This window comes from Tabrizicola sp. T74 (assembly GCF_057219935.1).
Window position 1 is genome coordinate 367,565 of the sequence record NZ_JBXVVT010000006.1, and the last position, 13,013, is coordinate 380,577.

10 protein-coding genes are annotated in these 13,013 nt (G+C 66.2%); 4 read left to right on the forward strand and 6 right to left on the reverse strand.

Translation table 11 applies throughout. From position 1 onward, the window contains the following. The first annotated feature begins 3 nt into the window (after positions 1-3). The 4 genes from AC2EAL_RS18865 to AC2EAL_RS18880 are packed head-to-tail and all read left to right on the forward strand — an operon-like array spanning position 4 to position 4,038. Positions 4-1,281: an ABC transporter substrate-binding protein gene (locus tag AC2EAL_RS18865; RefSeq protein ID WP_484725772.1), complete on the forward strand. Its 1,278-nt coding sequence runs from the start codon at positions 4-6 to the stop codon at positions 1,279-1,281. A gap of 52 nt (positions 1,282-1,333) precedes the next feature. Continuing rightward, entirely contained in the window at positions 1,334-2,212 is an 879-nt protein-coding gene (locus AC2EAL_RS18870) for a carbohydrate ABC transporter permease (RefSeq protein ID WP_484725773.1), read from the forward strand. Further along, a complete protein-coding gene (locus AC2EAL_RS18875) occupies positions 2,209-3,048 on the forward strand; it encodes a carbohydrate ABC transporter permease (protein ID WP_484725774.1) in 840 nt (279 codons plus the stop codon). Before AC2EAL_RS18870 ends, AC2EAL_RS18875 begins: the two co-directional genes overlap by 4 nt. Before the next feature lie 3 nt (positions 3,049-3,051). Further along, positions 3,052-4,038, forward strand: a complete 987-nt coding sequence (locus AC2EAL_RS18880; RefSeq protein WP_484725775.1) for an ABC transporter ATP-binding protein — start codon at positions 3,052-3,054, stop codon at positions 4,036-4,038. Between the two features lie 118 nt (positions 4,039-4,156). On the opposite strand, the gene AC2EAL_RS18885 is transcribed toward AC2EAL_RS18880, so the two are convergent. From AC2EAL_RS18885 to AC2EAL_RS18910, 6 genes are all read right to left on the reverse strand, one after another. After that, entirely contained in the window at positions 4,157-5,290 is a 1,134-nt protein-coding gene (locus tag AC2EAL_RS18885; RefSeq protein ID WP_484725776.1) for a VWA domain-containing protein, read from the reverse strand. Next, entirely contained in the window at positions 5,287-7,467 is a 2,181-nt protein-coding gene (locus tag AC2EAL_RS18890; protein ID WP_484725777.1) for a DUF5682 family protein, read from the reverse strand. The genes AC2EAL_RS18885 and AC2EAL_RS18890 overlap by 4 nt, the downstream gene beginning before the upstream one ends. Then, complete coding sequence (locus AC2EAL_RS18895; RefSeq protein WP_484725778.1) at positions 7,467-8,546, reverse strand: ATP-binding protein; 1,080 nt, start codon at positions 8,544-8,546, stop codon at positions 7,467-7,469. Before AC2EAL_RS18895 ends, AC2EAL_RS18890 begins: the two co-directional genes overlap by 1 nt. Further along, the gene (locus tag AC2EAL_RS18900; RefSeq protein WP_484725779.1) at positions 8,547-9,956 is read right to left on the reverse strand and encodes a DUF5691 domain-containing protein; all 1,410 of its coding nucleotides are present in this window, start codon (positions 9,954-9,956) and stop codon (positions 8,547-8,549) included. After that, positions 9,949-11,328, reverse strand: a complete 1,380-nt coding sequence (locus AC2EAL_RS18905; protein ID WP_484725780.1) for an SWIM zinc finger family protein — start codon at positions 11,326-11,328, stop codon at positions 9,949-9,951. The genes AC2EAL_RS18900 and AC2EAL_RS18905 overlap by 8 nt, the downstream gene beginning before the upstream one ends. A gap of 79 nt (positions 11,329-11,407) precedes the next feature. Beyond that, on the reverse strand, positions 11,408-12,985 hold the full coding sequence (locus tag AC2EAL_RS18910) for an RNA repair transcriptional activator RtcR family protein (protein WP_484725781.1): 1,578 nt from the start codon (positions 12,983-12,985) through the stop codon (positions 11,408-11,410). Between the last annotated feature and the right edge of the window lie 28 nt (positions 12,986-13,013).

Below are 13,013 nucleotides of genomic sequence, written 5' to 3' on the forward strand. Positions count from 1 at the left end.
AACATGAAGACTTTCAGACACTCTGCCGCCCTTGCCACCGCCATCGCCTTTGCGGCGGGCATGGCCCAGGCCGAAGTCACGCTTTCGGTCCTGATCGACAACAACCCCGAGACGGTGGCCTCGATGGAGGCGCTGACGGCGGCCTATACGGCGGCGAACCCGGACGTGACCTTCGACATCGAACAGAGGAATGGCGGGGCGGAAGGCGACAACATCGTCAAGACGCGCCTGGCCACGGGCGAGATGGCGGACATCTTCAACTACAACTCGGGATCCCTCTTCCAGGCGCTGAAGCCGGACCAGACGCTGGCCGACCTGACCGCGATCGAAGGCCAGGCGAATGTGCTGGACAGTTTCAAGCAGGTGGTGACCGCGCCTGACGGCAGCGTGCGCGGGGTGCCCTTCGGCCCGTCGATGGGCGGCGGGATCTTCTACAACCGCAAGATTTATGCCGACCTCGGCCTCTCGGTGCCAAAGACCTGGGACGAGTTCATGGCGAACAACGCCAAGGTAGCCGAAGCGGGCAAGGTCTCCGTCATCACCACCTTCGGCGACACCTGGACCAGCCAGCTGTTCGTGCTGGCGGATTACTTCAACGTCCAGGCCGAGGTGCCGACCTTTGCCGCCGACTATACCGCGAACAAGGCGAAGTACGCGACGACCCCGGCGGCCATGCGCGGGTTCGACTACCTGGAGGCCGTGTTCAAGGCCAATTACATGAACGAGGACTTCGGCGTGGCGAAGTTCGAGGACGGGATGCGCATGGTCGCCACCGGCGAGGGCGCGCATTACCCGATGCTGACCTTCGGCGTCGGCACGGTGAAGCAGAACCACCCCGACAACCTGAACGACCTCGGCTTCTTCGCCCAGCCAGGCCCGGATGCCGCGAAGAATGGACTGACGGTCTGGATGCCCGCGGGGCTTTATGTGCCGGAAGCCAGCCCGAACAAGGACGAGGCGATCAAGTTCCTGAACTTCGTCGCCTCGGTCGAAGGGTGCAACACGATGATCGGGGCTGCAGGTGCCTCGGGCCCCTACCTGATCAAGGGCTGCGAGCTGCCCGCCGACGTGCCGCCCGCAGTGCAGGACATGCTGCCCTACTTCCAGACCGAAGGCATGACGGCCCCGGCGCTGGAGTTCCTGTCGCCCGTGAAGGGCCCGGCGCTGGAGCAGATCACGGTCGAGGTCGGCAGCGGCATCCGTCCGGCGGCGGAAGCGGCGGCGCTTTACGACCAAGATGTGGAAAAGCAGGCCAAGCAATTGGGCCTGCCGAACTGGTAACCTCCCGACACCAGTTCCGCCCCCGCCCACCCCAGACGGGCGGGGGCTACCCTTGACCGAGACTTATATGGCCACCCGACGCTCGCCCTACCCCTACTGGTTCGTGCTGCCCGCCGCGGTGGTCTTCGTGACCCTGTTCCTGGTGCCTACCATTGCCAGCTTCTGGTTCAGCCTCACCCGCTGGGACCTGTTCGAGGCGCATTTCATCGGCCTCGACAATTACCGCCAGTTCTTCAAGGAGCCGTTCCTGGTCCAGGGCCTAGTCAACACGCTGATCTACGCGGTGGTCACCTCGGGCGCGAAGACTGTGCTGGGGTTGCTCCTCGCGGTCCTCCTGACCAGCGGGATCTGGTTCCAGGGCTTCCTGCGGTCGGTGGTGTTCTTCCCGGTGCTGGTGTCGACCATCGGTGTCGGCATCGCCTTCGCGGCGCTGATGCACCCGACCAAGGGGGCGATCAACCTTGCCTTGTCCTGGGTCGGAATCGACGGCCCGGCCTGGCTGTCCGACCCGGCGCTGGCCCTTTATTCCGTGGCGCTGATCGACATCTGGAAGGGCGTGGGCCTCGCGACGCTGATCTACATCGCGGGGCTGGCCGCCATCTCCCCGGAATACTACGAGGCCAGCCGCATCGACGGCGCGACAGGCTGGCAGCAGTTCTGGCGCGTGACGGTGCCGCTGGTTCGCCCGGCCACCGTGACGGTGGTCACTCTGTCGCTGATCGGGGGCCTGCGGTCCTTCGACATCATCTGGGCCACCACGCGCGGGGGGCCGGGGTTCGCCTCGGATGTCCTCGCATCGGTGATCTACAAGCAGTACCAGGCCGGGTTCTACGGTCTGTCCACCGCCGGGAACGTGATCCTGTTCATCCTCATCGCCGTCATCATCCTGCCGCTCACCTGGTGGTTCAGCAAGCGTGAGGTCGAGTTGTGAGCCTCCGCCGCACCGCCGCCCGTCGCCGCAACCTCGGCATCGCAGCTCTGCTGGTCGCGACGGTGATCTTCATCCTGCCCTTCCTCTACATCCTGTTCATGGCCGTGAAGACCAAGCAGGAAGCCGCGCTGTTCCTGTTCACCTGGCCCACGGAATGGCACCTCTGGCAGAACCTGGTCGACGTCGTGCAGACGCGCAACTACATGCTTCTCCTGGCCTATTTCAACTCTACCATCATCACCGTGGGCGCTGTGACCCTGCTGGTGATCTTCGGCGCAATGGTCGGCTACGTGCTGCAGCGCCGCCCCACCGGCTGGAACAAGCTGATCTACGCCTGCGTCCTGATCGGCCTGATGGTCCCCCCTGCCGTGGTCCCGACGATCTGGGTGCTACAGGGCCTCGGCCTCTTCAAGACGATCCACGGCATGATCCTGATCCAGGTGGCCTACGGGTTGGCCTTCTCGGTCCTCCTTTACCGCAGCTTCATCGGCACCATCCCGCGATCACTGGACGAGGCCGCGATCATCGACGGCGCCAAGCCCTGGCAGGTGTTCTTCAAGGTGATCCTGCCGCTGCTGAAGCCCGTCACGGTTACCCTGATCGTCGTCCAGTCCATCGCGATCTTCAACGACTTCACCAACCCGCTCTATTACCTGCCGGGCCGCGAGAACGTGACCGTGCAGCTGACGCTCTTCAACTTCCAAAGCCAGTTCCAAAGCCAGTTCAACCTGTTGTTCATGAACATCCTCCTGGTCACGATCCCGCCCCTTCTTGTCTTCATCTTCTTCAACCGCCAGATCGTCGCCGGGATGACCACCGGCGGGGTGAAAGGGTAGCGCATGGCGTCCGATGCTTCCGTCGTCCTGAAGGACATCCGCAAAAGCTTTGGCGCGGTCGAGGTCATCAAGGGCGTCGACCTGACCATCGAGCCAGGCGAATTCTGCGTCTTCGTCGGCCCCTCGGGCTGCGGCAAGTCCACGCTCCTTCGCCTGATCTCGGGGCTGGAGGAGGTGACCTCGGGCACGATCCACATCGGGGCGCAGGACGTGACCGACGCCGAACCCTCGGCCCGCGGGATCGCGATGGTGTTCCAGAACTACGCGCTTTATCCGCACCTTTCCGTCCGCGACAACATCGGCTTCGGCCTCTCGCCGGCCCGCCTGCCGAAGGCCGAGATAAAGGCCAAGGTCGAGGTCGCGGCGGCCGCGCTGAAGCTGACGGACTACCTTGATCGCAAGCCCAAGGCCCTGTCCGGCGGCCAGCGTCAGCGGGTGGCCATCGGCCGGGCCATCGTCCGCGACCCCAAGGTCTTCCTGTTCGACGAGCCGCTGTCGAACCTCGATGCGGCCCTGCGCGCCGAGATGCGGATCGAGCTGTCCGACCTCCACCGCAAGCTGGGCGCCACGATGATCTACGTCACCCACGATCAGGTCGAGGCGATGACGATGGCCGACAAGATCGTCGTCCGGAACGCCGGCCGGATCGAACAGGTCGGTGCGCCGATGCAGCTGTACGACGCGCCCGTCTCGCCCTTCGTCGCGGGCTTCATCGGCAGCCCGAAGATGAACCTCTACCCCGGCACCGCAGCGGGCGAGTCCTGCGCAACCTATGGCGTCCGGCCCGAGCACCTGCGCCTGACCAGCGATGCGCCGCGCTGGCAAGGTCGGGTCCGGCATGTGGAACGGCTGGGCGCCGACACGGTGATCTATCTTGATGTCCCGAACCTGGGCGAGATGATCGTCCGCACCGATGGCGACACCAACCCACCCATCGGGTCAACGCAAGGCGTCAGCCCCCTGCCCGGCCGGGATTTCCGGTTCCAGTGACGGCGGCGGTCCATGCCGCGTGAGGATGGTGGGCGACGCATGCCGTTTCAGTCGTTGAGCCGGAAGCCGACGGCACTCGTTCAACGCAATCGCAAACGGCGCGCGCCCCTACCCGAGTTCACCTGGCAAGCTTTATGTCCTGGGCTGCCGCCCACGCAGCGATATCCTGCCGCCGCAGTGCTGCGGCCATCAGGGCCGGGAACTGATCGGGGGTGCAGGCGAAGACGGGCACCCCAAGGGCGGCGAAGGCTTCGGCATTCCTTGGATCATATCCCGGCCGACCGGTGTCCGTCAGTGCAAGAAGCGCGATCACGTTCACCCCGGTTGCGACCAGCCGTGCGATGCGCCCCAGAAGCTCTTCTGCGTTGCCCCCCTCGTACAGGTCGGAAATGAGTACGAGGTGCGTCTTGGACGGCCGCTCGATCCGCTCTTCGCAATAGGCGATCGCGCGGTTGATGTCGGTCCCGCCTCCAAGCTGCACGCCGAACAGCACCTGCACCGGATCGGCCAAGTCTTCGGTCAGATCGACAATCGCCGTGTCGAAACAGACAAGCTTGGTCTTCACTGCCGGGATCGACGCCATGACGGCCGCAAAGATCGAGGAATAGACCACCGATGTCGCCATGGAACCCGACTGGTCGACGCACAGCACGACTTCATCCAGATCGGCAAGCCGCCGCTGCGTGCGCTGAAAGCCCACCAGCCGCTCCGGGATCACGGTCTGCAGATCGGGCTGATAGTGCGACAGGTTCGCGCGGATCGTGCGCGGCCAGTCGATATCGGCAAAACGGGGACGGCTGGTGCGCTGGCTGCGGTCAAGCGCTCCGCGAATGGCCTCGGCCGTTCGTGCCTCCAGCCGCTTCAGAAGCTCGGCCACGACCTTCGCGATGACCTGGCGGGCGGTTTCGATCGTCTTGTCCGGCATCACCCTGCGCAGCGAGATCAGGTCGGCAATCAGATGCACATCGGGCTCGACCGTGGCCAGGAACTCCGGCTGCAACAGCATCTGGCGCAGGCCCTTGCGGTCGAAGGCGTCTTTCTGGATGACCTGCACCACGGGGGCCGGGAAGAACTCGCGGATGTCGCCCAGCCAGCGTGCCACGCGCGGGGCTGACCCGCCGAGGCCTGCAGACCTTGGCTTTTCATCATCATAAAGCGCGTCCAGCGCGAGGCTCATCCGGCGGTCAGTTTCCGTGAGACCCGCTTCGTCTCCACCAAGGGCAAGGGACCAGCGGCGCTTGCGTTCGCTCATGGATATCCCCCGCCGGTCAGGATTCGGGTCAAGGTGGCAAGATGCGCGTCCCAGGCGGGATGGGCTTCGTCTTCAGATGCGGGCGCGATCCGTGGGCCGGTCAGGACAGCCTGCATCAGCATCTGCCGCTCGGTCCGGGCAAGGTCGGAAAAGACCCGACGGAACAGTGGCAGGGCGGCGATGAAGTCCTCTTCGTCCAGGCGCTGCATCCAGCCGTCCACCGCCGCGCACAGGGCCGCATCATGGATCAGGCGCTGGCTGGCCCCGGCGAAGAAACCTTCGAAATAGGCGGCGGCATCCACGACCGGCGTGCCGGGCGACAGGGCAAGTCCGATGCGGTCGGCCACATCGTCGGGCGAAATCTGCGCGGCTTCGTACAGAAGACGTGTCGCAGAGCCGGCCAGTTGGCGCGCGGTCTGGGGTGCGGCGGACAGGCTGGACAAGGCGCCCAGCCAGACCGCGCGCAGCGGCTCGGGGAACTCGGCCAGAACCACGGCACAATGCGCCGCGACAACCGCTTGCGACAGCGCCTGCGCGGTTGCGGCATCGAGGTTGCGCCCGGCATAGGGCAAGGCGACTGCGGCCTGTGTGGTGACACGCTCGGCCAATGCCGCCAAGGGCGTGCGGTCGATGTCGCGGGCCGTTCCGTAGCGCAGGGTGTCGACCAGCGATGGCAAGGCCGCCAGCAGCGCCCCGGCATCGTCGGTCCGGGCAGCCAACCGGTCCAGAAGCGCAATCCCGGCCTGCGCCGCCTTGGGCAGGTCGGCCGTCAAGGCTGTTTCAACCGCCCCCGCCAGATCGGCAAGACTGGCCGCGTTCTGCATCGCATCGACCAGCAAAGCCGTGGCCGCAGCCTCGATGGTCGGACCCCAGACGAGCTTGTCGACCAGTGCCACGGCATGCTCCGGCTCCCAGGCCAGCACCCATTTCTCGCGGAAGGTGCCACGGCTGCGGCCTGCGTCGGCGATCCGGCCCCAGGGCACGCCCAGGATCGCCAGCCGGTGCAGAAGCTGCGACCGGGCGGTGCCTGCGTCCGACCGCAGGTCGATCATCAACTCGCGCGGCAACGCCTCGGGTTTCAGTCGGGTGGCTTTCTGCTGACGCTCCAGATCGTCCAGAAGTGGCGCAAGCGGCAGGTCGGGGGGAATGGTGCCGACCATATTGCCCAAAAGCAGCTCAGCCTCGACCAGCGACCAAAGCTCGGGCGTGCCGCCCATGAGGCAAGCGACCGAGGCCTCGCGCAGCTCTTCGAACCCCGGGGCCGGGCGGTCGCGCAGTGCCGCCAGGCTGACGGCCAGACGCTGCACCTCGATGAGGCTTGCGGTCGAGACGAGGTGCCCCGCCGCCCGCAGCGCCGCGCCGATCCGGGCAACCCAACGCACCGAAGCGTCCTGACCCCCGCCCTGCTCCCACAGATGCCGATACCAGCCCGGTGCCGGAACGCCCGCGCCATAGCCCGACTGGCGCGACAGGCGCTGCGTGGTCCAGGGGACCCATGTCGCCCGTGTCTTCACGCGCGGCAGGCCCTTCAGCGCCTCGCGGTCCGCGCCCTTCCCATGCGCTGCCGTCAGCGCGGGCACGTGCCAGGCGCCGCAGACCACGGCAATCGGCCCATCGCCCCCGGCAGCCTCGGCAATCGCCTGCCGCATCTGCGCCTCCCGCGGGATGTCGTCGCCCGCGGCCGGCTGACCATCGCGCAGCGCGGCCATGGCCTCGGCCACTGCCTCGAACACGTCCGTTTCGCCCGAAAGCTCGAACATGTCGTTCCACCAGCTTTCCGGGTCATCATGCCCCGCCGCTGTCGCCAGCGCCGCAATCGGATCGTCGCGCAGAGCAGGCGGCGCATCCTGAGGCTCCTGAGCAAGCTTTACGAAGGACGGAAGGTCGATGAACTGCAGCCTGGCCGCGTGGGCCACCGCCCAGCGGATCGCCTGATACTCGGGCGAATAGATGTCGAAAGGCCAGAACAACGCGCGCGACGGGTCATCCTCGGCATAGGACAACAGCGCCAGCGGTGGCTGTGCCTGCGGGTGGGCCAGCGCGGGCATCAGGTCGGACAGGTCGGACGGCCCCTCGATCAGCACCTGGTTCGGCTGCAGCCGGTCCAGCGCCTGTACCAGACGCCGGGCCGATCCGGGCCCGTGGTGGCGAATGCCGAAGTAATGGACCTCGGCCATCACAGAAGGTCGGTCAGCGCCGTGTAATAGCCGGCATAATCGCGGCGCTTTTTCAGGACGCCTTCCAGATATTCCTCCAGCACCAGCTTGTCCTGGACGGGGTCCTTGACGATGGCCCCCAGCAGCGTCGGCGCCAGTGCCTCGGCGTCCAGCGCGCCGTCCATGAACCAGGCAGCCTGGCTCAGGCCGCCCACCATCACCGCAATCGCCTCGGCCGTGGACAAGGACCCCGAGGGCACCTTCAGCGCGGTCTTGCCGTCCAGCGTCTTGCCGTCGCGCAACTCGCGGAAAATGGTCACGACCCGCTCGACCTCGGCCGCAGTGCCTTTGGGCACCGGCAGCGACAGGCCGCCCCCCATTTCGCCCACACGGCGCGTCACGATTGCGACTTCTTCCTCGATGTCGGTGGGCAGGGGCAGAACGACCACGTTGAACCGCCGCTTCAGGGCCGAGGACAGCTCGTTCACCCCCTTGTCGCGGTTGTTGGCCGTCGCGATGATGTTGAAGCCGCGCTTGGCATAGACCGCAGAATTCAGTTCCGGCACCGGCATCATCTTTTCCGACAGGACCGTGATCAGCGTGTCCTGCACATCCGACCCCATCCGCGTCAGTTCCTCCAGCCGGCAGAGCTTGCCCTGATCCATCGCCCGGTAGAGCGGCGTTTGCACCAGCGCCTGGGGCGAGGGTCCCTTCGCCAGCAGTTGGGCATAGTTCCAGCTGTAGCGGATTTGGTTTTCATCCGTCCCCGAGGTGCACTGCACCACCATCGTGCTGTCGCCCGCAATTGCTGCCGCCAGATGTTCCGACACCCAGGATTTCGCGGTCCCCGGCACACCCAGAAGCAGCAGCGCCCGATCGGTGGCAAGCGTGGCGACAGCCGTCTCGATCAGCCGCCGCGATCCGACATATTTGGGCGAGATCACCGTCCCATCCGCCGCCGTGCCCCCCAGGACATAGGTCACCACGGCCTTGGGGGACAGAACCCAACCCTCGGGCCGTTCGGCCTTGTCGGCGGCCTTCAGGGCGGCAAGTTCCCGGGCGAAAAGCTGTTCGGCGGGCGGGCGCTGGATGTCGGACATTCAGGAACCTTTCAAGGCAGCGTTGAGAGTGAGACGGTCGAGCATCGGGTCAGCCGGATGGACGCCAGCCCCGGTCAGAGTTTGCAGAACAAGGGCGGCATCGCTGGCAGTCAGCAGAAGGCCAAGGGCAGACAGCACATTCGCCAACTCCTGCGCCTTGGCGCGCGCGCTTGCGGCTTTCTCGGGTGCAGTTTCCTGGGACATCCCGAACAGTTCGACCAGCGCCTTGCGCTGCGCCGTCAGGGTCGCCGACACCGGGGCCGGAACCGCCACCCCGGTCAGAGACAGAATGTCGGCGCAGGCCCCAAGGCCGGATTGCGCGACAAGCCATTGGCAGGCAGCCGCTTGCTCGTCAGGCGACAGCCGGTAAAAAAGCAAGGGCAAGCTGGCTCGGGCGACGTCCGGATCGGCCATGATCTTTTGCCAGTAGTCAGCCACTTCGGCGTCTGTCGCGGTTCGCCCGATCATGCCAGAGAGTGCGTGTTGCACAGTGTGGGGCACTTTATCCGGCTGCCACAGCGCGACAAACTCGGCCGAGTCCAGACCCAAAGCTCGCGCGAGACTTGGCAGGCTGATCTCGGACAGCGCCTGGGCAAGCGACCGGATTTGCCCGTCCTTGGCCTTGGCGATCAGGCGCATGACCTTGCGCCGCCGGATCAGGCCTTCGGTCGCGACTTCGAACATCGCGGCGGCTTCGGCGGCCAGGGGGTCGGCGTCGGAATGGCCCAGCCGCGCCAACAGATGGGTCGCAGCCTTGCGAACCTTTTCGGACCGGTCCGTGGCCAAGCCTTGCAGAAACGCGGCGTCTTCGGCCGACAGTCTGGTCGCCAGCGCCTCGACCAGCGCAAGACGCTCCTCGACGGGAGAGGCGGCAATGTTTTCAGACAAGAGGGCAAGCGCGGCTATGGGGTCGGCCCGACGAAGGGCTGTAAATCGCGCAAGACGCTCTGCCCGGGACAGGTCGAGCCAGGTCTCGGACGACACGGGCGCATTCGGGGCGGTCTGGCCTTGCGACCACGCCTGCAGCGGGCGGTAGACCTCGGGCAGGTCGACACTCGGCGGTGGCATCCAGTCGGCAGGATGCAGCGCATGGCCCCGACGCGCCACAAACGTAGCCAACCAGAGCGGTGCCCGGTCCGCCTTGTCCTGTAACAGTCTGCGCGCCAGGGGGCGCAGGGCTTCGGGCAGGAAGGGCAAGCTCAGCGGCGGCAGGTCGGGCCACTGGTTCAGGGCCGGGGGCTGCGGTGGTTGCGCGAACCGCTGGTACTGGCACGCCACCGCCAGGAGGCGCAGATCCGCCTCGGCCGGTGATGCTTCGGCGACAAGCGGATGGTCAAGGACTGGCGCTTCGCCGCCAATCATCCAGCGCGACCGGGCGGCCATCAGGAGGGGGATTAGCGGTTCAGCCATGAAAACCGATCCTGCCCATCGGGGTTTCAGCCTCGAGCATCCGGCCCTGGTGGCCATCCCAAAGCATGACCGCGCGCGAAAGCGGCAATCCAAAGACAACCTCTGGCACGTCCGCAGCCAGGACAGGCAAGGCACGCGCCCTGCCCTGCCACCACAGCGCGCCATCCTCGGCTTTGGCCAGTCGCCCTTCGGGCAGCATCAGGGGAAGCTCGGCCATCCAGGGTTCCCGGCCAAGAGCCGCGACATAGGCCTCCAGCGGATCGTCCGGCACGGCTGGCGCGGACGGGGCGCCGACCTCACAGCGCTGGACGATCTGGGCGCGGACAGGATGGGCAGAGGGATAGAACACAAGCTCTGCCCCGAAAGTTTCGCCTTCGACGAATGCGGCACTTCGGCGTCCGGCCGATGCGGGGAAGTAATCCTGCAAAAGCGCGAAGGCCGGACCCTCTCCACGGTTCGCAAGCCAGGTGGACTGAGCGACCAACCCGTCACGGCGGGTCACCTCTCGCGTGGCGCAGACAGACCATGGGGCGATCACCCGCAACGCCGTGGGATCGGCCAGCAGCGCATCACGCGACTCGGTGGTCGCAATCTGGCGGCGGAGGCCCGGATCAGGGGCGGACCCATCGCCCCAGGCGCGCGACATCAGCACAAGATTGCCAAGTTCAGCGACCAGCGCATCGACGCGCCGGGCGGAAGGCAACTCCTGAAGCCGGGCGGGAAGTTCATCAAGGCGCGCGGCCAGGGCCCCCATGCGCGCGTCCACCATGCGGGCCGCGATCTGCCGGCACCGGGGCTGCAGGTTGGCCATCAGGCTGGTCAGCCCACCACGCAACTGATCCGATATCCAACCCTCCAGGTCCGTCAGGCCCGCCCGGATTGCCGTCGCGGTCTCGGCCTCGCGCTTCTGCCGTTGCGCCTCGCGCCGGGCTTCAGCCTTTGGATCGGGCGCGGCCTCGGCCTCGTCAATGACGGCGGCAAGCGATGGCGCCGAAGCGGCCGCCGAGCCGGTCTCCGGGGCCGCAGGCGCCACCGACGCGCCCCTGCGACGCCCCATCCATTCGACCACCCAGGGCGGCACGTCGGCCACCGGGAAAGCCTGCCCCCGGCTTTGCAGCAGCATCAGGGCCAGGGCGTGCTTGCAGGGAAACTTGCGGGACGGGCAGGTGCATTTGCTGCCGATGTTCTCCAGATCGACAGCCAGCCGGTAGGGGTTTGCACCTGACCCCTGGCAATCGCCCCAGACAAGCTTGCCGTCCGCAGAGCCGCCAAAGCCAGACCAAAGCGCAGGTTTCAGAAGCTTTACCGCTGCAGCCAATGAGGCCTGATCCGGCGCCGCGGCTTCGATGACTTCCTGGCGCAATACAGCCAAATCGCGCCTCCCGCCGACCCCTGAAACACAACTTCTGCGCGCTTGATCTTGAAACCAGTCGACCACAAACGCAAGCGTTTCAAAGGGATTGACTGGCCGAAACCGCCGCCCAGTCCAGCCCGAAACGGGCCAGATACTTACGCAGACGGTCAGCGTCATTCGGGCTGGCCTTTTCGGCGCGCGAGGCGGCAAAAAGCGATCTTCCGGCCGCTGAAAGGCTGCTACTTTGGCGGCACGTGCGGATGACCGCGGCCAGTTGCACCCGGTCAAAGGCATCCAGCGCCTGCGGGTCGGCGATCACCTCGGCCAGCAGCGTGCCATCGGGGTCGGCATCCACGGCCCGCCACTGCGCTGTCAGCATGTCGATCTCTTCCTCGACCATCGCAAGGGTCACCCGCCCGCGCTCGGCCAGGACGGCCATCCGGCTGGCGGATGCCTGCAAGTCTCGCAGATTGCCCGGCCATGCCGACGCCGGATCCTTGGCAAACCGCATGTAGCGTGCCAGGGCATCCGCATTGAAACCGGTCTGACGCCCAAGCTGGCGTTCGCTTTCGGCGATCAGATGCAGCAGATGCGCCTCGATATCCTCACGCCGTTCGCGCAAGGGGGGCAGGCGGAATTGCCATTGCGAAAGGCGTGCGTAAAGGTCCGCGCGCAACCGGCCCGACTTGACCAGCGCCCCGGGATCAAGGCTCGCCGATGCGATCAGCTGCAGCCTGACCGAGGTTTCCGCCTCGGACCCGACGGGGCAATAGCGACCCGTCTCCAGCGCCTGCAGCAGGGCCGCCTGTGCCTCGGGCGAAAGCTCGTCGATCTGGTCCAGGAACAGAACCCCGCCGTCCGCCTCGCGCAGGAAACCGGGCCTTTCGATGCCCGGCGCACCCGTGGCCGCGCGCCGTTGGCCAAGAAGGGCTGGCAGCGCTCCGTCACGCAAGGTGGCACAGTTGACCTGCACAAGCCTGCCCTTGACCCTGCGACGCACCAGCTTCAGCTCATGCAGCCGCGTGGCAAGAGCCGACTTGCCCGTCCCTGCCTCGCCCAAGAGAAAGATCGGTGCGTCGGTGGTTCCGGCCACCAGATCAAGCCGTTCGATCAGGCCCAGCATTCTTGGCGACCGGGTCTCGACCCCGCCCAGAAGCAGGGCCGCATGATCCCGCTTGGCCACATCGAACCGGCGCTGAAGCGCGTTGTAGCGCGTGAGGTCCAGGTCAATGACATCAAGCGTGCCTTGCGGTTCGCCCCCCTCCCTCGGCGGTCCGGTCTGGATCAGCCGCGCCGGGATGTGGCGGCTTTCGGTCAAAAGGAACCAGCAGATCTGCGCCACATGCGTGCCGGTGGTCAGGTGGACGTGATACCTCTCGCGGTCCTCGTCAAAGCCGTAGTCGGCGGCAAAGTCGTAGAGCCTGCCGTAGACCTCCTGGAAGTCCCAGGGGTCCTTCATGTCGATGTTGACCAGCCGCACCTCGGTTTCGGGAGAGATGCGTCCGATGGCGGCGGCAACGTTGCAGGCAAGGTGATAGTGCCGCCTGTCGTGGATCAGCTCCAGCCGGTCGATGGGGAAATCGGGATGGGCACACAGCTGGACCGAAGGCCGCCATTCGCGCCGCTTGCCCATGTCAAGCTGGGTGCCGAGGAAGCCGATGACGACATTGCGCATGGTGTTTATCCAATCTGATAAGATGCGA

What these genes read in the sequence shown, in the direction of transcription:
- AC2EAL_RS18885 (WP_484725776.1), bottom strand. Translation starts at nt 5,290, where the DNA reads ATGAGCGAACGCAAGCGCCGCTGGTCCCTTGCCCTTGGTGGAGACGAA.
- AC2EAL_RS18865 (WP_484725772.1), top strand. Translation starts at nt 4, where the DNA reads ATGAAGACTTTCAGACACTCTGCCGCCCTTGCCACCGCCATCGCCTTT.
- AC2EAL_RS18910 (WP_484725781.1), bottom strand. Translation starts at nt 12,985, where the DNA reads ATGCGCAATGTCGTCATCGGCTTCCTCGGCACCCAGCTTGACATGGGC.
- AC2EAL_RS18880 (WP_484725775.1), top strand. Translation starts at nt 3,052, where the DNA reads ATGGCGTCCGATGCTTCCGTCGTCCTGAAGGACATCCGCAAAAGCTTT.
- AC2EAL_RS18900 (WP_484725779.1), bottom strand. Translation starts at nt 9,956, where the DNA reads ATGGCTGAACCGCTAATCCCCCTCCTGATGGCCGCCCGGTCGCGCTGG.
- AC2EAL_RS18895 (WP_484725778.1), bottom strand. Translation starts at nt 8,546, where the DNA reads ATGTCCGACATCCAGCGCCCGCCCGCCGAACAGCTTTTCGCCCGGGAA.
- AC2EAL_RS18890 (WP_484725777.1), bottom strand. Translation starts at nt 7,467, where the DNA reads ATGGCCGAGGTCCATTACTTCGGCATTCGCCACCACGGGCCCGGATCG.